Origin of the sequence: Flavobacterium sp. LC2016-12 (assembly GCF_015351595.1) — a bacterium.
Lineage (GTDB): Bacteria > Bacteroidota > Bacteroidia > Flavobacteriales > Flavobacteriaceae > Flavobacterium.
Window position 1 is genome coordinate 61179 of sequence record NZ_JADKPT010000007.1, and the last position, 25417, is coordinate 86595.

Here is a 25417-nt window from a genome sequence, read left to right on the forward strand (position 1 = left end):
GTTTTACGCAAAAGTTCGCAAAGCATAATAACACAACGCTTTGCGAACTTTATACTTTTTTCTAAAATATCATTTGAAAAAAAAACTTTGCGAACTTTGCGGTAAAATTTATTGAGTAGAAACTAGCCAATTCTCAACCCATTTTCAATCTTAAAATCAGGAGCCAATAAAATTACGTCTCCCTCCTTGCCTATTGCACCCAAAACCAGACATTCGCTCATGAATTTTCCAATTTGTTTCTTAGGGAAATTAACTACAGCTATAATTTGTCGGTGTACTAAATCTTCTTTTTTATAATGAACCGTTATTTGTGCCGATGATTTTCGGATACCAATCTCGTTACCAAAATCAATTGTTAGCTGATAAGCCGGTTTTCTTGCTTCCGGAAAATCATTCACATCGATTATGGTTCATACTCGCATTTCAGTTCTTTCAAATTCACTCCAGGTTAAATCCATTTTGCTTTAATATAGTTGATTTACAAACCTATTAATTTTGTAATTAATATCGTTAATTCTGTAACCGTTTTTTTTGACTGCGCTTTTAAATTTACGAGTAACAAATTGTAAGCTAACTATTAAAAAAAGCAGAAATGGAAAATACGATACTTAATAGCGACCACTCTCTAAAAGATTTTGATTTTGATATTCACGAACAAAATACTGATAAATACATAAGAACGGCCAAAAATGTACAGCTTTATGTGAAAGATTACGGAAAAGGAAAACCTGTAATTTTAATTCACGGCTGGCCACTCTCTAATGAAATGTGGGAATATCAAATTGAGTTCCTGGTTCAAAATAATTACAGAGTTATTGCATACGACCGCCGTGGTTTCGGTAAGTCATCACAACCTTGGGATGGTTATGACTACGACACCTTAGCTGATGATTTGAGTGAAATTATTGAGCAACTTCAATTAGAAAATGCAACACTTGTAGGTTTTTCTATGGGAGGTGGAGAGGTAGTTCGTTATTTCAGCCGTCATGGTGGAAAAGGTGTCACAAAAGCCGCTTTAATTTCATCGATAATTCCATTTTTAGCAAAAACAGATGACAATCCGGAAGGGCGTCCAAAAGAAAAGGGAGAAGCTACAGCAGCTGCTATTAGAGAGGACAGAATAGGATTTCTTGAAAATTTTGGCAAAATATTTTTTGGCGTTACTATAATCAACAAACCTTTGAGCACGCCATTACTTGAATATTTTACAAAGCTCTGTTCGGCTGCTTCGCCAAGAGCAACACTAAAATGTGCTGAATCTTTAAACAGTACAGATTTTAGAGATGAGCTTCATACTATAAAGGTTCCTACCTTAATTATTCACGGAGATGAGGACAAAAATGTTCCTATTGAAATAAGTTCGAAAAAGACTGCAGAAGCTATAGCCAATAATACTTTTATTGTGTATGAAGGTGCACCACACGGCTTATTTTACACAGCAAAAGATCGTTTGAATGAAGATTTATTGAATTTTCTAAACTCATAAAAAAATTAATTTATATCCAAAGAGGTTTACTTTTCTAGAAAAACTTCTTTGGATATATTTTTACCCTTGTGGTCTTTCTTTTACAGAATTAAAAGTTATTTTTGAATAACTAATTCTTTAAGAAAAATGGCACGAACTCCCTCAAATATTATTCCGCTTGGAACAATTGCTCCGAACTTTCATCTAAAAGACACCAATTCTAATAATGAATACTCGTTTGAAGATGTAAAAGGATTAAAAGGAACACTTGTCATTTTTATGTGCAACCATTGCCCTTTTGTACTTCATGTACTGCCAGAAATAATAATGATCGCCAATGATTACCGTGTTCAGGGATTGGGGGTAGTTGCTATTTCGAGTAACGACATTGACAAATATCCTGAAGATTCTCCAGAATTGATGACTGAGTTTGCTTTTGAAAACAAGATAGATTTTCCTTATTTGTTTGATAAAACACAAGAAGTTGCTAAAGCTTATGAGGCAGCCTGTACACCTGATTTTTTTCTCTATGACAATCAGGATCGTTTATTTTATCACGGCCAATTAGATGATTCCAGACCCAACAATGGAATTCCGTTAAGCGGAAGCGATCTGCGAAGTGCCATTGATGCTTTGATTTACAACAGAAGTTTGAATGAACAGCAAAAACCAAGTGTTGGATGCAGTATCAAATGGAAATAAACTAGCATTTCAATCTAGTTTCCTTTATCTTTACAATTCTATTACATTTTCATGGTGGTGACTATTATATTATTTACAGCTCCGTTGTTGTTGTTTTCTTTAAAAAGAGAACCAATTGCTGTTATAATTATTTCACACAATAAGGCCTTTATTAATTAGGCCTCCGTCTATTTCATTTCTTCTTTAAGGCGGAGGATTTTTTTACCAAATTTTACTATTTATTCTATTTGAAAGATTCATTTTCTTCAAATAAATAATTACTTGTATTTATCCCATTTTTCCAAAAACAAACCATTTTAAAATTTCAATTTTTACACCGGCACAAATTGAGAATACCAAAACACACACTTATAATCAACGTTTAATAAATTAATATTTAGAATATGAAACCAACGCCTATTTTCTGTAAAACAGATTATCAGCTTTTAAGAGAGCTAATTTTAAAAAGTAAGAACGAAACAAATGCTAAAGAAGTCGGTCAGCTTTCGCAAGAATTGGATCGCGCCATTATCAGTAAAGAAAATACTTTAGACCGTTCAGTTATCCGAATCGGTTCCCAGGTTACCATTGAAGATGTAAAGGCAAACAAGCAAATGAAAATTCAGATTGTTTTACCCTCACTATCTAATGTAACGGAGAAAAAAATATCCATTTTAGCACCATTAAGCGTTGCTATAATTGGATTTAAAGAAAACGATCAGGTTGATTGGGAATTACCTGCCGGAATAAAAACTTTAAAAATAATCGCTGTTGACAATAGTACTTCAGACAATTCATAATTTTTTAAACACCTCATCATGAAGGTGTTTTTTTTTATTTCCTTTTGAAAATAAAAAAATCCCACATGCCGTGGGCATATGGGATATTATTTAAAACAATAAAAATTGTTTATAAAACTTATTTTACTTCCATTAATTCAACATCGAAAATCAAAGTTGCGTGTGGTGGAATAACTCCTCCAGCACCTGATGGTCCGTATGCTAAATCAGATGGAATTACAAAACGAGCTTTGTCTCCAACTTGCAATAAAGCGATACCTTCATCCCATCCTTCGATAACCTGACCTTGACCTAATCTAAATTCGATTGGTTTTTTTCTTGGGTAAGAAGAATCAAAAACTTTTCCGTTTTCTAATGACCCTTCGTAATGAACAGCAACAGTTTTTCCAGCTTCCGCTTTTTTACCGTCTCCTTTTTGAATCATTTTGTAACGTAAACCACTTTCTGTTTTATCAAAACCAGCAGCCAATTGCTCCATTTTTGCTTCAGATTCTGCTTTCAAAGCTGCATCTCTTTTTAGACGAGCACCTTTCAAACCAACGAAAGCTTCAATTGCATTCCATTTTTGAGCTTCTTCTCCAACTCTGATGATTTCTAATGTTTCAAGAGCATCACCTTGAGCAACAGCATCAACTACATCCTGACCTTCGATCACATGACCAAAAACAGTATGTTTTCCATCTAACCAAGAAGTTGGAACGTGTGTAATGTAAAATTGAGAACCATTAGTTGCAGGTCCTGAGTTAGCCATTGCTAAAACTCCCGGACGATCGTGTTTCAAACTTGGGTGAAATTCATCATCAAATTTGTATCCTGGATCTCCTGTTCCTGTTCCTTTTGGACATCCTCCCTGGATCATAAAATCAGGAATAACTCTGTGAAAATTTAATCCATCATAGAATTTTTGTCCTTGAGGTTTTACTTTATTTTCCATATTTCCTTCTGCAAGAGCTACAAAATTCCCTACGGTTCCTGGTGTTAAATCGTGTGTTAGTTTTACTAAAATCGAACCTTTGCTTGTGTTGAATTTAGCGTATATTCCGTTTTCCATGTTGTTATTTTTAATTTTGATTGCAAATTTACGAATTAATTTTTTATCTCTTTTTTAGATTTTGATTTATATGTGAATCCGTAAACTGTTAATGATAATAATGATAAAACCACGCAACCTATTGCTACGGCATGCCATCCACCTAATTTCCACAAAAATAATCCATACGCAGATCCTGCAGCTGTTCCTAAAAAGCTAAACGACATAAATACCGTATTTAATCTGTTTCGGGCTTCTGGCAACAATGAATATACTCTTGTTTGGTTTGAAATGTGAACACCCTGAATTCCTATGTCAATAAAAACAATTCCAATCGCAATTCCGATGACGCTTTCTATTGAAAAATAGAAAATGATAAAACTTAATAATATCAATAAACAGCCATACCCAACGGCAACTCTGGAACCGCCTTTATCTCCTAATCTTCCAACTAATGGCGCGGCTAAAGCTCCGGAAGCTCCTACAATTCCAAATAAACCAATTGTTGCACTATTAAAATCAAAAGGTTTTCCTGAAAGCAATAAAACCATCGTAGTCCAGAAAGCACCAAATTGTGCAAAACTAAATACGTTGATTATTGTTGCTTCACGTAATATGGGTTGCGTTTTTATAAGTGTAAAAAGAGATTGAATTAATTGTCCATAAGTTCCCTGAAACTGAGGTTTATTTACAGGAAATTTATTCTGAATCACAAAAAAGATCAAAAGACAAATTCCGGCAGCGATATAAAACATTGATCTCCAGCCTAAAACCTGACCAATAAAACCACTTAAAGTTCTGGAAAGTAAAATCCCAACCAATAAACCGCTCATAATTGTTCCGATAACTTTCCCTCGCTGTTCAACAGAACTTAAGGAAGCAGCTAAAGGCAAAATAAGCTGCGGCACAATCGAAGTAATTCCGATTAATAAAGAAGCAATTTGCAAAAGAAAGAAACTTTTTGCCGTGGCTGCTAAGATTAAAGCAATTACAGAAGCAAAAGTGGTTATTAAAATTTGCTTTTTACGCTCCAGTTTATCACCAAGCGGCACCATAAAAAACAATCCAATCGCATATCCGGCTTGTGTCAGATAGGTTATTGTTCCCGCGCTGGCTTCAGGAATTTTAAATTCGTTGGCAATTAAAACAATTAAAGGCTGGCAGTAATAAAGATTTGCAACTATAAGTCCAGTGCAAGCTGCCATAAATAAGACATTCGTTTTGGATAAATTCATTTTGCAAAAATACCAATCTAATTGTAATCAAAACTTTAAAAAAAGTATAAATTTTTCAAGGTTAAGATCAAATCAGACTGGTATTTTAGAAATTATATGGCCTTTTAAACTTTTATTTTTTCATAAAATCTTCACGAATCGGACTAAATACATCGGTTAACATTCCTTCTTCTAAACAAACTACACCATGAATTGCGTGAGGCGGAATATAGAAGCTATCGCCTTCTTTTAATGTCTGCGTAACTCCGGAAATCGTTACATCAAATTTACCACTTGAAACATAAGTTACCTGCGTGTGGTAATGTTCGTGTAAAGTACCAATTCCACCTTTTTCAAAATGAACATTAACCAGCATAACGCGATCATCGTAGGCCAGGATTTTACGTTTGATTCCTTCACCAACAACTTCCCACTCTATATCATCTCCTTTTATAAATTCTTTACTTGTTCCGAAACTTTGCATATTAACTCTATTTAATTACCTTATTTATTTTATTGAATCCTTTTTAGGTCTTTCTTCATTAACTCTATTCCTTCAGCTAAATTGTTTTCCTTAAAAAACTTTTCTAATTCTACTAATCGTTTTTTATTATCGTATTTAAATCCTGAATTTAACTTTCTTTGACAGAGAGAACACAATCTGATAAAGTGTCTGTCTGTTTCCGGCATGCTATTGGTGCCATTCATCACGCAATTAGCATTAATACAATGATGTAGCCCAAACATATGTCCGATTTCATGTGAACAAATTTTCAACAATCGATCTAAACATAAATTAAAATCAGCTTCTTGTTGCATTCTATAAATAGAACTTACTGCAATTTTATCTCTGTAGGAGGCCAATCCAAAAACATAATTCCATTCGGGTTTGGGATATAAATCCTTTTCTGTTATTGCCATTAAAGCAATTCCATTATGCGTTTCTTCTTCTTTCAGAACATCGGTTAAAATATAACCTGCCAAAAATTGTTCTTGTCCTACATCGCCAATTCGTCTGGCGTTATTAGGAATAATATCGTTTGAAACATTTTCTAAAACCTTTGTTTCTAATTGAAAGAAAATCTGCAAATACTGACGTACTAATTCAATTTGTTTTAATTGCACCGAATTAAATTTTCCAATAGGTTTTAAATAGATAATATTTTCTTCTTTAGATGGAACAATATGTGGTGTTTTTATGAACTGCTTAAAACTCTGTCCTTTTTCTATATGAGTATCCAGCCATTCACCAAAAGTAGGCTCCTCAAGTTTAACATCATTAATTTGAATGTCTGTAAAATAAGGTTGCGGTGGTAAATTTTCTTCCGGATTTGGTTGTGCCTTTGGACTTGAATTTTCTTTTTTATCTGATTGACACGAACAAAGAACCACCAAAAACAGCAAAAGAAGTTTCTTCATAAATTAGATTATTTTTTTATCCTGCTTTTGCAACTTTCTCTAAAGTTGACTTTACATCTTCTGGAAGTTCATAACACAAAGTATATAACTGTAAACCTATTTCTTTTTTATCCATGGTAAAGGCAAATGATAGCTAAGCTAAAACTGCTGTTGCAGTCAGACTCGTATTTATAATAAAGTTTCGTCTTGTGATCATTTTTTATCTTAAAAAATCCGAAAGTAAATCTACTCTTTTTATTGAAATGCTATTACATTTCAATAAAAAATTGATTTTCTTGCGCTGCCAATCTGTGACGAAAATTCTTATTAGTTTCGGCATTATCTTTTTTTGTTAAATAACTTTTAAACTAATTCCTTAAAAATAAACTTTTCATCATAATCAACTTCAAATTTTTCAAGAAAATCAATATACTCTTCTTTAAAAGTTTTCTTCTTATGATGCAATTCCTGACTTTGAATATAATTAACTACTGCATTTAATTGTGATTTACTATATGAAAATGCTCCATATCCTTCTTGCCATTCAAAATGACTTTTAGAAAACTTACTCATATTAATCCACTTTGAAGAATCTTGTTTGATATTTTTCATCAAATCAGAAATTGATTGTGCTGGTCTAATTCCAATTAAAATATGGACATGGTCCGAAACACCATTTATGGCTAAAAGTTTATGATTGTTATTTTTAATAATTCCTGCAATATATTTGTAGAGTTCTTCTCTCCATTCCTTGTCTATGATTGCCTGTCTAAATTTTACTGCAAAAACAAAATGAATATGTATTTGAGTGTATGTATTTGCCATAATATGTAGTCCCTACGGGACAATTTCGTGTAAAAATATTCTTTTTTCTATCAACATTTTGTTCATAGCGGAACATTGTAAAAACATCCAAATTATCATTTTTGATATTTTTAATAGTTGATTTTCACAAACAAAGATATTGTTATTTTTATAAGAATAAACTTATTTTTATATATTTTAATAAGTGCTCTTTCTCTATATTGAGAAATAACAAATTTAAAAGAGAATATTCCGTTAGGAATTATATGTTGTTAGAAAAAAAAAGACGCCTCGCCCACAATGTCCCGTAGGGACGACATATAATACATAACATCATTATTTATTTCTTCGTAGTATCTGCCTGAAAGTTGTCGAAATAAGTAAAATCTTTGGTAATCAATCCATTTTCAATTGTAAAAACAGTACAAATAGGCAATTCTAATTTTGAATTATCTGGTGCTGTTCCGGTTGAAATAAATTCTACAATGATATGATTTTCTCCGGAAGGATAAATTTGAATAATTTTATCGTGCAAATCAGGGAAAATTTCATTTAACTCGGCATATTTATCTTCTGTTTGTTTACGAGTTTGTTTTACGATTCCTTTTCCTAAAGAAGGATCTTTAAAATCAGCTGTTTCCGTATACATTTCAGCCATTTTTTTCCAATTATGACTATTGAAATACTCAAAATATTGTTTTACTATTTTTTCGTTTTTTGAAGTATCAAGGTTTTTTGGCTCCTTTTGATTGTTACAGGAAATAATTATGAAAGCCATAACTATTAGTGCGCTTACTTTTCTCATTAGTCTTTACTTTTAAATTACTACAAATCAACAATTAAAGAGTTTAAATATAGTAAAAACTGAAAGAAATTTCTATAAGAAATTGAAATTAAATCTTTGCAATGGCAAAAATATTATTTTAAATAACATGCTATTTATACAAATAATTGGGTCAAACATTTGACATTTGTTTTTTTCAAATTCTCAATTATTTACTTTGTATCTTTGCAACCTTGAACTTTTGAAGAAAAACAATGCGAATTGACATTATAACAATTTTACCAGAATTATTAAGAAGTCCTTTTGAGGCTTCGATTATGAAACGTGCAATAGACAAAGGTTTAGTCGAAGTACATTTTCATAATTTACGTGATTACACTACCAATAAACAAAAAAGTGTCGATGATTACCCGTTTGGAGGTGGTGCCGGAATGGTAATGACCGTGCAACCAATTGACGACTGCATTACGCATTTGAAAAGTCAACGCGAATATGATGAAATCATATATATGTCACCTGATGGAGAAACGTTAAATCAAAAAATGGCCAACACCATGTCTATGTATGAAAATATTATAATTTTATGCGGACATTATAAAGGTGTAGACCAGCGTGTTCGTGATCATTTTATTACCAAAGAAATTTCGATTGGAGATTATGTTCTATCTGGAGGAGAATTAGGTGCTTTGGTTTTATCAGATGCTTTGATCCGATTGATTCCGGGTGTTTTAAGTGATGAAACTTCGGCTTTGACAGATAGTTTTCAGGACAATTTGCTTTCAGGACCAATCTATACAAGACCTGCTGATTACAAAGGATGGAAAGTACCAGAAGTTTTGACAAGCGGGCATTTTGCAAAAATCGACAAATGGCGCGAAGATATGGCCTACGAGCATACTAAAAACAGACGCCCTGATTTGCTTGAAGGGCATTAATTTTTTTTTAGGCTGGTATAAAATCTACTAAATAACTTACCCCTTTTCGATTTATCTTTTTTTTATTATATTTAAACTATTGAAATTCATTTATTTATATATTAATTTTAAAAAATAAACTCATGAAAGAAGTAATAGTAAAATTAAGTTTCTGTCTTGCCTTTTTAATTTCTACAGCAGCTGCCGGACAAGGTTTAAGTAAAAAATCTTTGGTTTCTGAATTAAACAAAACTGAAGGTGTTTCGCTAGATGCTAAACAAAAAAGCAGCTACGAAAAAGCCAACAATAATCTGGTAACCGGTGTGCTTAATCTGGATAAAAAATCACTACCAAAAAATGACCGCGACAGCAAAATTGACGGTTTATTTAATAAAAGAGATAAAGATTTGAAATCTTCTTTAGGGATAGACAAATACACTGATGTGAAGAAAAAGACAGACAAGAATATCAAGCAAATTCAACGAAAAATAAAGCTCGCAAAACTAGTTATGTAATTAAAAACTAGAAAATTACAGTGATTTCAAACTTTAAAAAAATAATTTACAATTTACAATTTATAATTCATAATTATTTTCTACATTTGCACCCGAATTAGACTAACCTCTGGCGAGATCCGTGAATGTTGCTCTATTATAAAACCATAATTATAAGATATCATGGCAGATTTAATGAAATTCGTTCAAAACGAATTAGTTGCTAAAAAAGATTTCCCTGTTTTTGGAGCTGGAGATACTATCACAGTTTTCTACGAAATTAAAGAGGGTGAAAAAACAAGAACTCAGTTTTTTAAAGGAGTTGTTATTCAAAGAAGAGGTTCTGGTAACACAGAAACTTTTACTATTCGTAAAATGTCAGGAGCAGTTGGAGTTGAGCGTATCTTCCCAGTAAACTTGCCAGCTTTACAAAAAATTGAAATCAACAAGAAAGGTGCTGTACGTAGAGCTAGAATTTTCTACTTCAGAGAACTTACTGGTAAAAAAGCTAAGATTAAAGATAAAAGAAGATAATCATTTATCTCTTTGTTATAAAAAACTCGTTTCATATCATTTGAAACGAGTTTTTTTTTATGCCAAATTTTTAAAATATCAAAACCGTAAAATTTTAATATCAAAATCATCGATTTGACAATTTAAAGATTACAAAATAACAATCTGATAAATCCTGTATTTCTCTCTAAAACTACACCGTTTTCGGACTGATTTTATTATATTTGCTCCGCTCATTTTGAGCCGACTATACCTTTTCCATCGCCATCCTTTGACGATACGATTATAAAAAAAAAAAAAAAATGACACAGAATTCAAAAATTTTTTACACCTTAACTGATGAGGCGCCTCTATTAGCGACTTATTCTTTGTTACCAATTGTTCAGGCATTTACTGCTACGGCTGGGATTGCTATTGAAACCAGAGACATTTCGTTAGCAGGTAGAATTTTATCTAATTTTCCTGAGGTTTTAACAGATGCTCAAAAAACGGGAGATGCATTAGCTGAACTTGGTCAATTAGCAACACAACCTGAAGCTAACATCATCAAATTACCAAACGTATCTGCATCAGTACCGCAATTAAAAGCGGCTATTGCAGAATTACAGTCTCACGGTTACAAAATTCCTGATTTTCCCGAAGAGCCTCAAAATGATGCAGAAAAGGAAATTAAAGCAAAATATTCTAAAGTTTTAGGTTCTGCTGTAAACCCTGTTTTACGCGAAGGAAACTCTGACCGTAGAGCACCAAGAGCCGTTAAAAACTTTGCAAAAGCAAATCCACACTCTATGGGTGCCTGGTCTGCTGACTCAAAAACTAAGGTAGCTTCAATGCCAAATGGTGATTTCTACGGAAGTGAAAAATCACTTACTGTTGCTGAAGCTAATGATGTAAAAATTGAATTCGTTGCTAAAGATGGTACAACTACCGTTCTTAAAGCAAGTACTCCTTTAAAAGCAGGAGAAATAATCGACAGTTCTGTTTTAAGTGTGAACAAATTGAAATCTTTTGCTGCTGAAGCAATTGCTGATGCTAAAAAAGAAGGTTTATTACTTTCTGTTCACTTAAAAGCAACAATGATGAAAGTTTCAGATCCAATTATCTTTGGCGCTATCGTTGAAGTTTATTTTGCTGATCTTTTCAAAAAATACGAAGCTTTATTCAATGAATTAAACATTGATACCAGAAATGGTTTAGGCGATATCTATGCAAAAATTGCAGGAAGACCTGAGCAAGCTGAAGTTGAAACTGACATTACTAAAGCGATCGAAAACGGACCAGCTTTGGCAATGGTTAATTCTGATAAAGGAATTACAAACTTACACGTTCCTTCTGATGTAATTGTTGATGCTTCTATGCCGGCAATGATCCGTACTTCTGGACAGATGTACAATAAAGAAGGAAAACAACAAGACACTATCGCTATCATTCCAGATCGTTCTTACGCTGGACTTTATACTGCTACAATTGATTTCTGTAAAAAACACGGTGCTTTTGATCCTAAAACAATGGGAAGTGTTCCTAACGTAGGTTTAATGGCTCAAAAAGCGGAAGAATACGGATCTCACGACAAAACTTTCCAAATGAAAGGAGACGGAGTTGTTCGTGTTGTTGATACAAACGGAAATGTTTTAATGGAACAAAACGTTGAAACAAATGACATTTTCAGAATGTGTCAGGCAAAAGACGCTCCTATTCAGGACTGGGTTAAATTGGCTGTAAACAGAGCTCGTTTATCTGATACTCCTGCTGTTTTCTGGTTAGACGAAAACAGAGCACACGACAGAGAATTAATTGCAAAAGTTCAAAAATATTTAAAAGATCACAATACAGTTAACTTAGATATCCGTATCTTAAATCCGATTGCTGCAACTGAATTTACTTTAGACAGAATCATCAAAGGTTTAGACACTATCTCTGTAACTGGAAACGTTTTACGTGATTATTTAACTGACTTATTCCCAATTTTAGAATTAGGTACTTCAGCTAAAATGTTATCTATCGTTCCATTAATGAATGGTGGTGGATTGTTCGAAACTGGTGCTGGAGGTTCTGCTCCTAAACACGTTGAGCAATTTACTGAAGAAGGTTATTTACGTTGGGATTCATTAGGAGAGTTTTTAGCCCTTGGTGCTTCATTAGAGCATTTAGGCCAAACTTTAGACAATTCTAAAGCTATGATCTTAGCTGAAACACTTGATGAAGCTAATGATAAATTCTTAGCAAATGATAAATCTCCAGCTCGTAAAGTTGGTCAGATTGACAACCGTGGATCTCATTTCTACCTTGCATTTTATTGGGCTCAGGCTTTGGCTGCTCAAAATAAGGACGCAGAATTGAAAGCAATCTTCATCCCTATTGCTGCTGAATTTGAAGCTAACGAAGCTAAAATCGATGCAGAATTAATTGGTGCGCAAGGAAAGCCTCAAACACTTGGTGGTTACTACCAGCCAACTCCGGCTTTAGTAAGTAAAGCGATGCGTCCTAGCGAAACATTCAATGCAATTATTGCTAAAATAAAATAAGTAACATATTGTTATAATTATATTTAAAAGACAACCATTAGGTTGTCTTTTTTTTATCTTAACTAATGTTTAACAATTGTAACCCGCTAATATTTAGTAAGAATTCCTAACTATGTAAATCAAAATTACGAAGATGATTACAAAAAAAATCAGTATTTTTATAATTATAATTTTAACGGCTTTTACTTCATTTTCGCAGGAAAAATTCACTTTAAGTGGTACTATTACTGACTTTAAAAATAACGAAACCTTAATTGGTGTCAATATTTATATCCCTTCATTAAAGATAGGAACTACCACTAATGAATACGGTTTTTATTCGCTTACCGCTCCCGCTGGTGAACATCAAATAGAGATTACCTATATTGGATTCCAAACGGTTGAGAAAACTGTTAACTTAAATCAGAATACCAAAATGAATTTCGGACTGAATGAAGGCGGCGAAGAACTTCAGGAAGTTATTATTAAAGATAATAAAGGAAAAATCAATATCAAGTCGCCAGAAATGAGTGCGAACAAACTCTCAATCACCACTATCAAAAAAATGCCGGTTGTTTTGGGAGAAGTCGATGTTTTAAAATCAATTTTATTACTTCCAGGTGTAACTAATGCGGGTGAAGGTGCTTCCGGATTCAACGTTCGTGGTGGTGGCGCTGATCAGAATTTAATTTTATTAGACGAAGCTACAATATTTAATTCTTCACATGTTTTTGGTTTCTTCTCTGTTTTTAATCCGGATGCTATTAAGGATTTAAAACTATATAAAGGAGGAATTCCGGCACGTTACGGCGGAAGAGCTTCTTCTGTTCTGGATATTTATCAAAAAGATGGCAGCAGCAAAGATTTCCATGTAAATGGAGGAATAGGCTTAATTTCAAGTCGAATTCTAGCCGAAGGTCCTATCGTAAAAGATCGTGGCTCGTTTTTAATTGGGGGAAGAGCTTCTTATGCACATTTATTCCTTAAACTATCAGAAGACCAGAAAGATAATTCAGCTTACTTTTATGATTTAAATACTAAACTGAGCTACAAACTAAACGATAATAACAATTTGTATTTATCAGGATATTTTGGGCGCGATGTTTTCAGCTTAAACAAAAGCTTTACCAATATCTATGGAAACTCAACTTTAAATCTTCGTTGGAATCATTTATTTTCTGAAAAATTATTTTCAAACCTTTCCTTGATTTACAGTGATTATTACTATGGATTAGATTTGGATTTTGTGGGTTTCAAATGGGATTCAGGCATCAGAAATTATAATATCAAATACGATTTCAAACATTATATTTCGGATAAATTCAAACTGAATTATGGCTTAAACGGAATCTATTACGAATTTAATCCCGGAACAATTAAACCTAGTGATCCGGAATCTGGAATTAACCCCGATCAATTAGACAAAAAATATGCTTTTGAGCCTTCTTTTTATATTGATGCTGAAAATCAGCTTTCAAAAAAAATTACTATTGCCTACGGATTACGCTATAGCTTATTTTATCGTTTGGGAGAATCAACAGTTAATTTATACGAAAATAACAATGCAGTTGTCTTCAACTCTGATTTACAGATTTACGAAAAAGGAACTCCAATAGACACTAAATATTACGGAAAAAATAAGGTTATCAAAAGCTATAATAATTTTGAACCCCGTTTTTCAGCTTCTTATCAATTAAACGATGATCAGGCTATTAAAGCGAGTTATAACCGAATGGCACAATATCTTCAGTTAATTTCAAATACCTCATCTCCTACTCCTCTTGATGTCTGGATGCCTAGTGATACTTATATTAAACCACAAATTGCGGATCAGGTTGCTTTGGGTTATTTTAGAAATATTAAAAACGGTGCTTATTCTTTAGAAGTCGAAACGTATTATAAAGAAATTCAAAATCGTCTTGATTATATTGATGGCGCCGATCTGATTGCAAACAATGCGATCGAACAAGTAATTCTAAATGGACAAATGCGGGCATATGGCTTAGAATTGATGTTCAAAAAAAATGAAGGTCGATTCAATGGTTGGATTTCCTACACTCTATCCAAATCAGAACAACAAACACCGGGAAGAACTCCTGAAGAAATAGGAATTAATAACGGGCAATGGTATAGTTCTGCGTACGACAAAACACATAATTTAGCTATAACTTCTGCTTATAATCTTAACGAAAAATGGTCTTTTGGTGCTAACTTTGCTTTACAGTCCGGACAACCGGTAACTTACCCAAACGGACAATATGAATATTTAGGAATAACTGTCCCAAGTTACGGTTTAAGAAACGAGAATCGTCTTCCTGCTTATCATCATTTAGATGTTTCGGCGACCCTAATACCAAGAAAAAACAAAGACAGAAACTGGAAAGGCGAATGGGTTTTTAGTATCTACAACTTATACAATCGCAAAAATGCAGCTTCTATTAATTTTCGTCAGAATGTAGACACTGGTCAAAACGAAGCGGTAAAAACATCCATATTTGGAATTGTACCTGCTGTGAGTTATAATTTTAAATTTTAAAAATCATTTCTGCCTAAGAAGTAAAAAAATATAGCATGAAAAAAGTAACTTTACTAATCGTATTTTTTATATCAATTTTCTTCACAAGTTGTGAAGAAGTAGTTGATGTTGATCTGGACACTGCACCACCAAAACTAGTAATCGAAGCTGCAATAAACTGGCAAAAAGGAACAACAGGAAATGAGCAGACAATAAAATTAACTACGACAACTGGTTATTTTGAAAACGTAATTCCAACTGTTTCCGGTGCAACTATTTATATCGAAAACAGTCATAACGAAAAATTTAATTTTATTGAAATTAAAAAAACTGGCCAATATGTATGTAGTAATTTCACACCTGTAATCGACGAACAATACAAATTGACCGTAATCAGTAGGGGAAATAGATACATCGCAAATGAAACTTTAAAATCGGTAGCGCCTATTACCCGAATAGAGCAAAATAACGAAGGTGGTTTTACAGGAAAAGATATCGAAATAAAGGCATTTTATAATGATCCGGCTGATGCAGATAATTTTTACTTATACAAATATGTGTACTCTAATAAAGTCAAATCAAGCTATTATGCAGACGAGGATAAGTTTTTTAATGGTAATGAATTTTTTAGTCTTTCAGATGATGACGAATTAAAAGTTGGAAATGAAATCGAAATAACGCATTACGGAATTTCAAAGCAGTATTATAATTATATGAATATTTTGGTAAGCATTGCAGGTAGTAATGTTGGAGGTCCCTTTCAATCTCCTCCCGCAACTGTAAAAGGCAATATCGTCAATGTAACTCAAAAAGAGAATTATCCTTTAGGCTATTTCTCACTTTGCGAAACCGATTTAGCAAAATACACTATCAAATAAACCAGCGAAAATGGAGGCCCAAATTAAAATCTTAACCGAAAAAAAATTAATCGGCAAACATATCATTATGTCGTTTATGGAAAATAAAACCTTTCAATTATGGAACAGTTTTATGCCAACACGAAAGGAAATAAAAAATACGGTCGATTCTAATTTATATTCGCTTGAAATTTTCCCACAAGATTATTTCGATAATTTTGATGCTAATAGAACATTCCAAAAATGGGCAGCAGTTGAAGTCAAAAGCTTAGATACAATTCCATCTGAAATGGAAACTTTAATAATTCCAACCGGAGTATATGCTGTTTTTATACATAGAGGGCCTGCTACTGAAGCGCATCAAACATATCACTGTATTTTTGCAGAATGGCTTCCCAATTCTGAATATACAGTAGATGACAGACCGCATTTTGCTGTAATGGATGAAAGATATAAAAAAGACGATCCTGATTCTGAAGAAGAAATTTGGATTCCTATAAAAAACAGGCCTTAAAAACAAAAAACATCATGCTAACCGAAACTCTAAAATTACTTTTTAATCGGGATCTGAACAAGCTAAAGGTCGAAATAGAATCTTATCAAAATGAAAGTCAAATTTGGGTAATTGACAAAAACATCTCTAATTCGGCCGGAAATCTTTGTTTACATCTCATTGGAAATATTAATACTTATATAGGAACCGAATTAGGAAAAACAGGTTATGTTCGAAATCGTCCATTAGAATTTTCTTTAAAAGATATTCCAAGATCAGAATTAATCAGCAAAATTGACGAGACAATTTTAGTAGTAAATAATACACTTGATTCTTTGACTGAATCTGACTTACAAGCTATTTACCCCCAAATCGTTTTTGAAAAAGAAATGACAACCGAATTCTTTTTAGTTCATCTTTCGACACATTTAGCCTATCATTTAGGTCAAATCAATTATCACAGACGTCTTATTTAATTTTGGATTTTAGATTCTTCAAAATCCAAAATCTGAAGTATAAAATCTTAAATCTTTACTTCGTACATTTGCATCACAAAAAAAAACAGCATGTCATCACATCATATAGTTCGCGACGATCAGGAACCTGCTTTAATCATTGCCAATGGAGCCGCCTGCAATCCTGAATTATTGGGACAATTGCTGGAATGGTCTCCGCTGGTTGTTGTTTTAGATTCGGCTATCGAACGCGTTATTGAATTAGGTATAAAAGTCGATGTTCTATTGGGCGATTTTGATCGTGGCTTTGACCCCGAAATCTATAAAACTTCGCAATATCCAATCGAAATTGTACACACACCGGACCAGGACAAAACGGATTTAGAAAAAGCTTTCGATTATTTAATAGACCGAAAAATCCCTGCCGTCAACGTAGTTTGGGCCACAGGAAGACGCGCCGATCATACTATTACCAATCTTACCAATATTGTGCGTTATCGTGATTTACTTAAAATTGTAATTCTGGACGATCACTCCAAAATATTTCTATTACCAACAAAATTCGAAAAATGGTACACTGCAAAAACACCAATTTCCTTAATTCCAATTGGCGTTGTAAATGGAATTTATTCCAATAACTTAAAATACGAACTGCAAAACGATACACTCACAATGGGGTACAGAACCGGAAGCAGCAACGCTGTTGAACAAGATGGGATTGTAACAATAGTACATCGTGAAGGTGATCTTTTGCTGATGGAATGTTTTGATTAACTTGTTTTAATGAGCATTCTAATTGCCTGAAGAGAAGTCTTTTTTTGGAAATATGACAATCCAATATACTTTTGATAATTTAATTCCAATAAGACAAAATGGCTGACATAGTTGTTTTTATTTAAAATATGTGGCTTTTTTCTTATTTTTAGCAATTAAATTGTATCGCTATGAGATGGGAAGCCAAAATTATTACTTATAAAAAAGAAAAAAGAATTGCAGTATATTTTGAAAAAAATGCCGAATTAATAGTTCGAATAAAAAAACTGGAAGGCTCTCGGTGGAGTCAATCTTTAGGAGTTTGGCATCTCCCTGACACAATTGAAAATAGGGCGCGATTTCATTTGGCTCCCCTTTCTTATTCTTTTCCGTCAGAAGAAGGTATTGAGCAGATAAGAAGATATATCGAATGGCTTTCTTCTAGGAGATACAGCCCAAACACTATCAAAACGTATTCTGAAGCTTTAAAATCTTTTTTGGTATTCTATAGAGAAAAAAAGATTGTCGAAATTACCAATGAAGATGTAGTTATTTACAACAATGAATATATCCTTAAAAACAATCTTTCTTCTTCTTATCAAAATCAAATTGTCAATGCCATAAAATTATTTTTTACTACTATACGAGCAACCAAAATTGAAATTGACAAAATTCATCGCCCCAAACGGTCAAAAATTTTGCCTAATGTTTTGAGTAAAGAAGAAATAAAATTGATTTTGAACGCACATTCTAACATCAAGCACAAAACAATGCTTTCGTTGATTTACAGTTGTGGGTTGCGTCGAAGCGAGCTTCTAAATTTAAAACCTGCCGATATTGACTCTAAAAGAGGAATTGTCATTATTAAACAAGGTAAGGGCAAAAAAGACCGAATTGCGCCTTTGTCTCTTAAAATATTAGAAATGCTTCGGGATTATTATACTATTTGCAGGCCAAAAACCTGGCTCTTTGAAGGACAGAATTTAGGAGAACAATATTCTGAATATAGCTTGCAAAACGTTTTAAAACAAGCTCTTAAAAAAGCAGGTATTAAGAAGCAAGTCACCCTTCATTGGCTGCGTCACAGCTATGCTACCCATTTACTGGAAACCGGTACTGATTTGCGTTATATTCAAGAATTACTAGGACACACCAGTAGTAAAACGACCGAAATATATACTCATGTAAGCACCAAAAACATTCAACAAATTAAAAGTCCTTTCGATAATTTATAACTAAAAATGTATATATTTGAAATAAATAATATGTAATAATTATCACACATATCTAACTGAATTTTGGTGGCTTTGTGTGATTATGTCACACATATAAATAAGTTAGCTGTAATGGCACCGCAGAAAAACCAACATATGAAGATTAATTTATTACAACTAAAGGAAAAACTTAAAACTCTATCTGGCGACGATTTTGACTTTGAAGTAGCAGACTATTTGTTGACAATCAAATTTGACGAAAAGATTCTTAATCAAATGCAGAAGCGAGTTGTATCTACTAACATTCTTGATAATGAAGTTTTCAATGGCGGTTTTGACCAATTTTACTTGAATAACGAAGATGAATATATTGACGACGCAATTGATGGATTACGTGAATTTGGAGCAACCGAATTTCTTGAACTTGCGATTAAATCAAAAGAAATTTACTTAAGGGACAAAGAGCTTTATGCACATGACCGAAATCCTCATTTTGATATTCTCGATGACAGGTTTTATGAATTGAATCATTACGGTGAATTAAGAATTAAGTATGTTAAAGCGCATGTAGACGAAATAATAAAGTGAATACAGAACTGAACGCACAAAAGCCACTACAGCTAACAGCCGTTTGGCGAGATTGGGGTTTTAGGTTGAATTTAAAGTTGGTTTTGTATTTGGAAAATTTGTGTTTAACCGAAAAATCCCGCATCTTTATTCCCCAACCTCGCCAAGCGCCAGAACGTTGTGCGTGATTGCTCCCAAATTGGAAATCAAAAAGCCGAAAACTAATTGGAAGGAGGAAAATTGGAATCTAAAAAGCAGAAACTTGAAAATTGGATTTCGATAAACCGAAACTTGAAAATTTAAAATCTGAAAAGCAGAAACTTGAAAGCTGGATTTTGACAAACTAAAATCGGAAAATCGGAACCTGGAAAATCGAAATCTAAAAGCAGAAAATAATATTGAAACTGCATAACCGAACTGTTGGCGATTTTCAGAACTTGCTCACTTTGCGTGTCGCAACCTCGCACAACACACGTCTCTAGCTATTTGCAAGTTTAGTGGAATTATCGTTTTTAATTCCTATTTTCGTTTAGCCGAAAAGACTCGTTTCCATAAGTTGCAAACAGCTAGAGGCGCGAGAACGTTAGCGGTCATACAACACCACCACGAAAGCATGACAGAGATTAAAGTAATTTTCCGTTTTAACATTTCTGAGATTGTATTCAAATCTATTGAACAAACTATTATTTCTGATAAACACCTAAATATCATAACAGGCGACAGAATTAGAGAGGAATTTCTAAAGGGAGAAAGTGCCATTGCAAATGAAATTAATAATTTTATGAATGAAGGAAAATTAATTCCTATTGAATATTGGTATCCCTTTTGGACTGCTCAAATTATTGAAGGACAGGTTAATGTTTTCACTTCAATGATTGGTAATATAGACCAATTTAAAGAATTTGAAAAGTGTCTTAAATTAAAAAATTATAATTTGACAGAGATTATATATTTGAAAGTAAATAGAATTGATGAATTGACGGAATTAGCAAAACTGAAATACGGGAAAATTTATAATCAATCCGACATACTAAAAAAACATATCATAGATTATCAGATAATGAGAGAAGAAATAATTGAATACAGCAAAAATAAATACGAAATTATCATTAAAGACTTTTTTGAAAGTGAAATTAAAATATAAATGTACGACCGCTAACAGACGTTTGGCAAGATTGGGGTTTTTAGGCTTAATGGAAAGTTGGTTTTGTATTTGGAAAATTTGTGTTTAACCGAAAAATCTCGCAATTTTATTCCCCAACCTCGCCAAGCGCCAGAACGTTAGCTGACATACAAACCCAGAAAACAAAAAAAACTTACAATTTTGAAAATATTTAAAATACTATTTTTATTAATTCCTTTGTTAAGTTGCGCACAGAAAAAAAATCAACAAAAAATGATAATTAAGGAAATAGAAGACATTTCATTTGGAGTCCTTTTAGATTCTAACGATAAATTAATTAAAGGAGAATACTCCAGAAATAGCTATGCAGATTTTAACTTAAAGTCGACTTTTAACAATAAAGGATTAATTGTAGTAGAGCAAAAAATATACTTTAATCCTGATAGAATAATAACATCAAAATATTATTATGATTCAAATTTTAATGAAATTAAAAGTACCTCTTCAAATTCTGACAACACTATAGATTTGATAAATGACAAAATATTTAATAAAAATAATAAACTCGAAAATTGGATTCATATATCAAACAACAATCAATCGAAAACTGAAAGAAAATATAAATATGATTCTCAAAGCAAATTGGTAAGAATTGATGAATATGAAAATGGAAAATTATTAAACTATGAAACTGTGACTCATATTAATGATAGAGAAATACGGAATTATTATAATTCAATCAACGAATTATTATGGCAAGAAACAAAAACTAAAAATTATGTAGAAACTAATTACTTCAAAAATAATGAAATAGAAACATCAACAAAAATTACTTATAAAAACAAATTAAGAGTAAGGTATGAATATAAAAAGTATGCTCAAAATGATAATTATTATAAAAAAATAATTTATTCATACAATAATTTTGGTGATGTTTCTTTAGAAAAAATATATGTTAATGGAAAGCAAGACCAAACAATAAAATATTTATATAAATACGATGATTGCAAAAACTATATTGAACGGATTCAGTACTTTGACAATCATCCAAAATATATAGTAACCCGAAAAATCACATACCACTAATATGTACGTCAGCTAACACACGCTACAACGGATTTGGGCAATTGGTTTAATGGAAAGTTGGTTTTGTATTTGGGATGATTTGGCAAATCCGAAAATAGGGCTTAATTTAGTCCCAAACCCGCTGTAGCACGAGAACGTTATGTGCAATATTTCAAAACAAGTTCACTAAATGAATATTAGAATTTTTAAATTATTGTTTTTAATCTTAATGTTTTCTACTTATGGATGTGGAACAGGAGTAGGTGAATGGACAATCTCAGAATTATATGCTCAAAAGATTGAAGGAACTTCAAAAATATTATATAAATATGATGCTTGGGGAGGGCGCGATTCAAATGCTAACGGTTTTATTATTTTAGACTCTTCAGAAACTTTTAAAATTGATTTACAAAATAATTTGCCTTTCTATAATCTTTCAGATATTCCAAACAAAACAAAAATAGAAGGGATAACACATGAATGCTACAATTCTTGTGGGGATGATTATTATAAATCTCAACCGATCTTTAAACCGATGAAAATTAAAAAATCTGAATCGAATGGTATCAATATTGAAACTATAATTTATCAATATCGTGGCTATTCTGAAAAAGATGGTGGATTAGAAAGATATGTCTTTGAAAAAATCGTAGAGACAAAAGACAGTTTATTTTTCTATAATTTAAATGATGTAGAGAGTATGGATGGAATTCATCTTGATGAACTAAAAGTTAAAAAAGGCGAAATTTATCTTCAACAAAACGATAATGGAGAAATAAAGAAAATTATTGTGGAACAACGAAGTTTAAATCCAAAAACAAAAGAACTTATTGACGGAAGAACTTGTTTTCTAACTCCAAAAAATAAAATATTTGCAAAAGAATTGTCTGAAAGAGGAATATTTAGAAAAATAAAAACGGCAAAATAATACTGCACATAACAGCTACTACAACGGATTTGGGTAATAGGCTTAATGGGAAGTTGGTTTTGTATTTGGAAGATTTGGCAAATCCGAAGAATGAGTTTAATTTAGTACCAAACCCGCTGTAGTACCAGAACGTTGTACGTCATTTTAAACAAAACCCGAAAACAAAAGAAATTGAGTTGGATAAATAAAATATTTGGAACAAAAAAGGTAGAGAAAATACCAACTCGAAAAATTGACTATATCCAAATAACGAAAGATTGGAACGCTGACCCAGTTTCACCTGAAATTGAATTAAAAGTGGACGGAATTGACTTAATAATGGATATTTATCTCAATCATTTCCAATTCGACAAATATCAAGAAGGCGACAAAGTTAAAATCCGATTTAAAAACTGTGCTGAATATTCTCTGAATACCTGTAATCACGAAGGATTTTACTATGGTCAGTATAGAATTAAACCAACGGAATTAGAATGGGGCGAATTCTATGAAATTAAAAGTGGATTAGATAGAAAATTACCGAATCCAATTAAGAAAATTCAAAACGATAATTCGGACAGAAAACATTTCATATTCTTTTTTAAAGATGAGACATTCGAATGCCTTGCTTCTGACTACTATTTAGATTTTTACAACGAAAAGGTACTAAAGTACTGTAAAACCTATAAAGTAGTATTAGGAGACAAAGAAATTGGAACTTCAAAACTCGAAAAAGCAGACGCACCAATGGGAGTTGCATTTGGACTAATTGAATTCAATGGAATTAAAACGCCATACGAATTCTTCAAAGAATACTGCTTGAAAAATAATATTGTAATAAATACTGACGACCCAGAATTTGAATTTATTGATACTCAAGTGATATCAGAATTAAAAGTATTCAGACCGGATGGACTTGAAATAAAAGGAGTTGCTGGAAATGCAATTACGGGTATGAAAGATGAAGGATACGAAATCTCAATTTTTGGAATAAGTTACCCATTTTACGAGGAGGAATTTCCTCATCACGTTGAACACTATGAAAATATGTTTAAAAAAGAATAAAAAAACGAACGCACAACAAGGGTTTTGCAATAGTGGGGCGAAACTGCAAAGTTCAACGGTAGTTCTTCGATTGAACTTTTGTGCAAAATTGAGGTTTTGTGCTTCGATTGCCCCACCATCGCAAAGCCCCGAAACGTTGGGCGTCAGTGTACCGCAGAAGAGGAAATTCAGTACTTCACAACATAATAAAATATGACATATAAAGATTTCTTAACAAACTGTTTTGAAGAATTAGAAAAGTTACAAGATAATTTAAATAAGATTTATGATATTAATTCATTTACAAAATGGAATTATGACCAAGCAAGTGGAATAATAACTCTTTCTAAACCTGGCAAAATTATTAATTTTAGATACTATCAAGTTGGAACATATTCAACCAAATCAAAAACTTGGAAATGGTCTTGGGATAATGAAAACACGACAAAAAATGTAGTCGTCGATGCTGAAATAATTAAAGGTTTTGGAATTGCAAATAAGTATGAGAATTTAATCAATGGCGAATTTGATTCTTACGAAGAAATAGGTTGGGAATTATCTTCTATTTGCATTAATTTAATTGGTGGAATCGGAGTTTACAGACCTTTTTATGACCATTTAAAGATTCATATTGTACTAACTGAATTGATAGATAATGAATTAGCAGAAAGAGAAAAGACTAAGTATGTTGATTGTGAAAATCATAACAGAAGAAGAAGAGCCTTTATTTGCCAGCATTTAAACGAAGGCACCAAAAATGGATTTGAAGAATCTTTTGAAACAGTTGAAGATATGGAGTTTGAATTTGAAGATGATGACTTTGTAGCTTGGTGTAACGAATGCGAAAAAATAAGAGCTGAAGAAGATAGTTTAGCAGGAAAATGTTGGGAACAAGGTAAGTTTAAAGTAGTTTGCGAAAAATGTTATTTCAAAATTAAAGAAACTAACCTCTAAAAAACACCGAACGCCCAACAGCTACTACAACGGATTTGGGCAATTGGCTTAATTGAAAAATGGTTTTGTATTTGGGATGATTTGGCAAATCCGAAGAATGGGCTTAATTTAGTCCCAAACCCGCTGTAGTACCAGAACGTTAGCGGATATTTTGTCGGAACCAACAGAAAAACAGTAATTTATAAAGATGAAATCAGAAAATAGAATTATTAGTTATTTAATAATGTTAGTAATTTATTGGTTTTCAACTTCTTTTTTAATCTCGTTAGACGAAATCTTGAAAATTGATAAAGTATTTATAACATTAGGTTTTGGATTTGCATTAATAAATATTGCTTACTCGTTTTTAATATTAAAATGGACTACCTTACTAAATATATTTTGCTCAATTCTTATTGCATCATTAAGCCTTTTTTTGGCTTTAGAAATTGGAAATTTAGGATTGTTTCCAAGTTTTGACCCATATGGAATTTTAACTTCAATAATTACCAATGCTTTACTTTCTATAATATTTTGGGAAACTACTTATCAAATAAAAACGAAAATAAACACAAATAAGAAAGATGAATAAGTTTATAAAAATCATTGAAGACCGAAAATTAGCTTTTAAAATATCCTTATTTTACGTTGGACTTGGTACTTTATCTGTTTGTTCAGTATATCCAAAAGATTTATTTTATGGAGATTGGTCACTTTATGGTTTATTAATAACTTTCCCTGTATCATTGTTGAGTTTTGGCTTTAGATATGTTGAATCAAATCTATTATATCCCGTTTTCTTAATCCAATTAATAATGTTTTTTATAACTTTCTTTTTATTAAGTTTGTTCATAAAAGACAGAAAAACTGTATAAATAAAAAACATCCGC

Annotated in this window: 28 protein-coding genes; 21 read left to right on the forward strand and 7 right to left on the reverse strand. The window is 32.2% G+C overall.

The features are described 5' to 3' along the window. Nucleotides 1–122: 122 nt before the first annotated feature. Nucleotides 123–407, reverse strand: a complete 285-nt coding sequence (locus IRZ99_RS12870) for a tRNA-binding protein (protein ID WP_370527666.1) — start codon at nucleotides 405–407, stop codon at nucleotides 123–125. Between the two features lie 185 nt (nucleotides 408–592). On the opposite strand from IRZ99_RS12870, the gene IRZ99_RS12875 reads away from it, so the two are divergent. The 3 genes from IRZ99_RS12875 (at nucleotide 593) to IRZ99_RS12885 (ending at nucleotide 2946) form a co-directional block, all read left to right on the forward strand. After that, nucleotides 593–1486 carry an alpha/beta fold hydrolase gene (locus IRZ99_RS12875; RefSeq protein WP_194657648.1) on the forward strand — a complete coding sequence of 298 codons (894 nt, stop codon included), beginning with the start codon at nucleotides 593–595 and terminating at the stop codon, nucleotides 1484–1486. Between the two features lie 126 nt (nucleotides 1487–1612). Then, nucleotides 1613–2167, forward strand: a complete 555-nt coding sequence (locus tag IRZ99_RS12880; RefSeq protein ID WP_194657649.1) for a thioredoxin family protein — start codon at nucleotides 1613–1615, stop codon at nucleotides 2165–2167. 383 nt (nucleotides 2168–2550) lie between these two features. Next, nucleotides 2551–2946, forward strand: coding sequence for a GreA/GreB family elongation factor (locus IRZ99_RS12885; protein ID WP_194657650.1), 396 nt, complete (start codon nucleotides 2551–2553; stop codon nucleotides 2944–2946). A gap of 118 nt (nucleotides 2947–3064) precedes the next feature. On the opposite strand, the gene IRZ99_RS12890 is transcribed toward IRZ99_RS12885, so the two are convergent. From IRZ99_RS12890 to IRZ99_RS12915, 6 genes are all read right to left on the reverse strand, one after another. Next, nucleotides 3065–3997, reverse strand: a complete 933-nt coding sequence (locus IRZ99_RS12890; protein WP_194657651.1) for a peptidylprolyl isomerase — start codon at nucleotides 3995–3997, stop codon at nucleotides 3065–3067. A gap of 35 nt (nucleotides 3998–4032) precedes the next feature. After that, on the reverse strand, nucleotides 4033–5181 hold the full coding sequence (locus IRZ99_RS12895) for an MFS transporter (RefSeq protein ID WP_228519082.1): 1149 nt from the start codon (nucleotides 5179–5181) through the stop codon (nucleotides 4033–4035). Nucleotides 5182–5323: 142 nt separating this feature from the next. Beyond that, nucleotides 5324–5674, reverse strand: coding sequence for a cupin domain-containing protein (locus IRZ99_RS12900; protein ID WP_194657653.1), 351 nt, complete (start codon nucleotides 5672–5674; stop codon nucleotides 5324–5326). A 29-nt stretch (nucleotides 5675–5703) separates the two neighbouring features. Beyond that, the gene (locus IRZ99_RS12905; RefSeq protein WP_194657654.1) at nucleotides 5704–6609 is read right to left on the reverse strand and encodes a Zn-dependent protease; all 906 of its coding nucleotides are present in this window, start codon (nucleotides 6607–6609) and stop codon (nucleotides 5704–5706) included. 342 nt (nucleotides 6610–6951) lie between these two features. After that, nucleotides 6952–7413 (reverse strand): IS200/IS605 family transposase, encoded by a 462-nt coding sequence (gene tnpA / locus IRZ99_RS12910; protein ID WP_194657655.1) that lies wholly within the window; start codon nucleotides 7411–7413, stop codon nucleotides 6952–6954. 319 nt (nucleotides 7414–7732) lie between these two features. Then, the gene (locus IRZ99_RS12915) at nucleotides 7733–8197 is read right to left on the reverse strand and encodes a nuclear transport factor 2 family protein (protein WP_194657656.1); all 465 of its coding nucleotides are present in this window, start codon (nucleotides 8195–8197) and stop codon (nucleotides 7733–7735) included. Between the two features lie 233 nt (nucleotides 8198–8430). On the opposite strand from IRZ99_RS12915, the gene trmD reads away from it, so the two are divergent. From trmD to IRZ99_RS13005, 18 genes are all read left to right on the forward strand, one after another. Further along, entirely contained in the window at nucleotides 8431–9111 is a 681-nt protein-coding gene (gene trmD / locus IRZ99_RS12920) for a tRNA (guanosine(37)-N1)-methyltransferase TrmD (RefSeq protein ID WP_194657657.1), read from the forward strand. A 122-nt stretch (nucleotides 9112–9233) separates the two neighbouring features. Next, nucleotides 9234–9605 (forward strand): hypothetical protein, encoded by a 372-nt coding sequence (locus IRZ99_RS12925; RefSeq protein WP_194657658.1) that lies wholly within the window; start codon nucleotides 9234–9236, stop codon nucleotides 9603–9605. 162 nt (nucleotides 9606–9767) lie between these two features. Continuing rightward, entirely contained in the window at nucleotides 9768–10118 is a 351-nt protein-coding gene (gene rplS, locus IRZ99_RS12930; protein ID WP_194657659.1) for a 50S ribosomal protein L19, read from the forward strand. 281 nt (nucleotides 10119–10399) lie between these two features. Further along, nucleotides 10400–12622, forward strand: coding sequence for an NADP-dependent isocitrate dehydrogenase (locus IRZ99_RS12935; protein WP_194657660.1), 2223 nt, complete (start codon nucleotides 10400–10402; stop codon nucleotides 12620–12622). Nucleotides 12623–12755: 133 nt separating this feature from the next. Next, entirely contained in the window at nucleotides 12756–15137 is a 2382-nt protein-coding gene (locus tag IRZ99_RS12940) for a TonB-dependent receptor (protein WP_194657661.1), read from the forward strand. 35 nt (nucleotides 15138–15172) lie between these two features. Beyond that, nucleotides 15173–15994 carry a DUF4249 domain-containing protein gene (locus IRZ99_RS12945; protein WP_194657662.1) on the forward strand — a complete coding sequence of 274 codons (822 nt, stop codon included), beginning with the start codon at nucleotides 15173–15175 and terminating at the stop codon, nucleotides 15992–15994. 10 nt (nucleotides 15995–16004) lie between these two features. Then, complete coding sequence (locus IRZ99_RS12950; protein WP_194657663.1) at nucleotides 16005–16487, forward strand: GyrI-like domain-containing protein; 483 nt, start codon at nucleotides 16005–16007, stop codon at nucleotides 16485–16487. 14 nt (nucleotides 16488–16501) lie between these two features. After that, on the forward strand, nucleotides 16502–16942 hold the full coding sequence (locus IRZ99_RS12955; protein ID WP_194657664.1) for a DinB family protein: 441 nt from the start codon (nucleotides 16502–16504) through the stop codon (nucleotides 16940–16942). Nucleotides 16943–17032: 90 nt separating this feature from the next. After that, on the forward strand, nucleotides 17033–17695 hold the full coding sequence (locus IRZ99_RS12960) for a thiamine diphosphokinase (RefSeq protein WP_194657665.1): 663 nt from the start codon (nucleotides 17033–17035) through the stop codon (nucleotides 17693–17695). Nucleotides 17696–17865: 170 nt separating this feature from the next. Further along, complete coding sequence (xerA, locus tag IRZ99_RS12965; RefSeq protein WP_194657666.1) at nucleotides 17866–18909, forward strand: site-specific tyrosine recombinase/integron integrase; 1044 nt, start codon at nucleotides 17866–17868, stop codon at nucleotides 18907–18909. Nucleotides 18910–19044: 135 nt separating this feature from the next. Beyond that, nucleotides 19045–19476, forward strand: coding sequence for a DUF4375 domain-containing protein (locus IRZ99_RS12970; protein ID WP_194657667.1), 432 nt, complete (start codon nucleotides 19045–19047; stop codon nucleotides 19474–19476). Between the two features lie 592 nt (nucleotides 19477–20068). Next, nucleotides 20069–20599: a nucleoside monophosphate kinase gene (locus tag IRZ99_RS12975; RefSeq protein WP_194657668.1), complete on the forward strand. Its 531-nt coding sequence runs from the start codon at nucleotides 20069–20071 to the stop codon at nucleotides 20597–20599. Nucleotides 20600–20851: 252 nt separating this feature from the next. Continuing rightward, on the forward strand, nucleotides 20852–21664 hold the full coding sequence (locus IRZ99_RS12980) for a hypothetical protein (RefSeq protein WP_194657669.1): 813 nt from the start codon (nucleotides 20852–20854) through the stop codon (nucleotides 21662–21664). A 169-nt stretch (nucleotides 21665–21833) separates the two neighbouring features. After that, the gene (locus IRZ99_RS12985) at nucleotides 21834–22571 is read left to right on the forward strand and encodes a hypothetical protein (RefSeq protein WP_194657670.1); all 738 of its coding nucleotides are present in this window, start codon (nucleotides 21834–21836) and stop codon (nucleotides 22569–22571) included. 171 nt (nucleotides 22572–22742) lie between these two features. Continuing rightward, on the forward strand, nucleotides 22743–23615 hold the full coding sequence (locus IRZ99_RS12990) for a hypothetical protein (RefSeq protein WP_194657671.1): 873 nt from the start codon (nucleotides 22743–22745) through the stop codon (nucleotides 23613–23615). Nucleotides 23616–23807: 192 nt separating this feature from the next. Further along, nucleotides 23808–24548, forward strand: a complete 741-nt coding sequence (locus IRZ99_RS12995) for a DUF6882 domain-containing protein (RefSeq protein WP_194657672.1) — start codon at nucleotides 23808–23810, stop codon at nucleotides 24546–24548. 187 nt (nucleotides 24549–24735) lie between these two features. Next, nucleotides 24736–25119, forward strand: a complete 384-nt coding sequence (locus tag IRZ99_RS13000; RefSeq protein WP_194657673.1) for a hypothetical protein — start codon at nucleotides 24736–24738, stop codon at nucleotides 25117–25119. Then, on the forward strand, nucleotides 25112–25402 hold the full coding sequence (locus tag IRZ99_RS13005; protein ID WP_194657674.1) for a hypothetical protein: 291 nt from the start codon (nucleotides 25112–25114) through the stop codon (nucleotides 25400–25402). The genes IRZ99_RS13000 and IRZ99_RS13005 overlap by 8 nt, the downstream gene beginning before the upstream one ends. Nucleotides 25403–25417 lie beyond the last annotated feature (15 nt).

Bases quoted from the DNA above. Each gene is read 5' to 3' on its own strand.
- IRZ99_RS12890 (WP_194657651.1), bottom strand. From the start codon at position 3,997: ATGGAAAACGGAATATACGCTAAATTCAACACAAGCAAAGGTTCGATT.
- IRZ99_RS12985 (WP_194657670.1), top strand. From the start codon at position 21,834: ATGAATATTAGAATTTTTAAATTATTGTTTTTAATCTTAATGTTTTCT.
- IRZ99_RS12980 (WP_194657669.1), top strand. From the start codon at position 20,852: ATGATAATTAAGGAAATAGAAGACATTTCATTTGGAGTCCTTTTAGAT.
- IRZ99_RS12885 (WP_194657650.1), top strand. From the start codon at position 2,551: ATGAAACCAACGCCTATTTTCTGTAAAACAGATTATCAGCTTTTAAGA.
- IRZ99_RS13005 (WP_194657674.1), top strand. From the start codon at position 25,112: ATGAATAAGTTTATAAAAATCATTGAAGACCGAAAATTAGCTTTTAAA.
- IRZ99_RS13000 (WP_194657673.1), top strand. From the start codon at position 24,736: ATGAAATCAGAAAATAGAATTATTAGTTATTTAATAATGTTAGTAATT.
- IRZ99_RS12900 (WP_194657653.1), bottom strand. From the start codon at position 5,674: ATGCAAAGTTTCGGAACAAGTAAAGAATTTATAAAAGGAGATGATATA.
- IRZ99_RS12915 (WP_194657656.1), bottom strand. From the start codon at position 8,197: ATGAGAAAAGTAAGCGCACTAATAGTTATGGCTTTCATAATTATTTCC.
- IRZ99_RS12905 (WP_194657654.1), bottom strand. From the start codon at position 6,609: ATGAAGAAACTTCTTTTGCTGTTTTTGGTGGTTCTTTGTTCGTGTCAA.
- IRZ99_RS12895 (WP_228519082.1), bottom strand. From the start codon at position 5,181: ATGGCAGCTTGCACTGGACTTATAGTTGCAAATCTTTATTACTGCCAG.
- IRZ99_RS12875 (WP_194657648.1), top strand. From the start codon at position 593: ATGGAAAATACGATACTTAATAGCGACCACTCTCTAAAAGATTTTGAT.
- IRZ99_RS12935 (WP_194657660.1), top strand. From the start codon at position 10,400: ATGACACAGAATTCAAAAATTTTTTACACCTTAACTGATGAGGCGCCT.
- IRZ99_RS12940 (WP_194657661.1), top strand. From the start codon at position 12,756: ATGATTACAAAAAAAATCAGTATTTTTATAATTATAATTTTAACGGCT.
- tnpA (WP_194657655.1), bottom strand. From the start codon at position 7,413: ATGGCAAATACATACACTCAAATACATATTCATTTTGTTTTTGCAGTA.
- IRZ99_RS12975 (WP_194657668.1), top strand. From the start codon at position 20,069: ATGACAGAGATTAAAGTAATTTTCCGTTTTAACATTTCTGAGATTGTA.
- rplS (WP_194657659.1), top strand. From the start codon at position 9,768: ATGGCAGATTTAATGAAATTCGTTCAAAACGAATTAGTTGCTAAAAAA.
- IRZ99_RS12945 (WP_194657662.1), top strand. From the start codon at position 15,173: ATGAAAAAAGTAACTTTACTAATCGTATTTTTTATATCAATTTTCTTC.
- IRZ99_RS12970 (WP_194657667.1), top strand. From the start codon at position 19,045: ATGAAGATTAATTTATTACAACTAAAGGAAAAACTTAAAACTCTATCT.
- IRZ99_RS12995 (WP_194657672.1), top strand. From the start codon at position 23,808: ATGACATATAAAGATTTCTTAACAAACTGTTTTGAAGAATTAGAAAAG.
- IRZ99_RS12950 (WP_194657663.1), top strand. From the start codon at position 16,005: ATGGAGGCCCAAATTAAAATCTTAACCGAAAAAAAATTAATCGGCAAA.
- IRZ99_RS12960 (WP_194657665.1), top strand. From the start codon at position 17,033: ATGTCATCACATCATATAGTTCGCGACGATCAGGAACCTGCTTTAATC.
- xerA (WP_194657666.1), top strand. From the start codon at position 17,866: ATGAGATGGGAAGCCAAAATTATTACTTATAAAAAAGAAAAAAGAATT.
- IRZ99_RS12925 (WP_194657658.1), top strand. From the start codon at position 9,234: ATGAAAGAAGTAATAGTAAAATTAAGTTTCTGTCTTGCCTTTTTAATT.
- trmD (WP_194657657.1), top strand. From the start codon at position 8,431: ATGCGAATTGACATTATAACAATTTTACCAGAATTATTAAGAAGTCCT.
- IRZ99_RS12955 (WP_194657664.1), top strand. From the start codon at position 16,502: ATGCTAACCGAAACTCTAAAATTACTTTTTAATCGGGATCTGAACAAG.
- IRZ99_RS12880 (WP_194657649.1), top strand. From the start codon at position 1,613: ATGGCACGAACTCCCTCAAATATTATTCCGCTTGGAACAATTGCTCCG.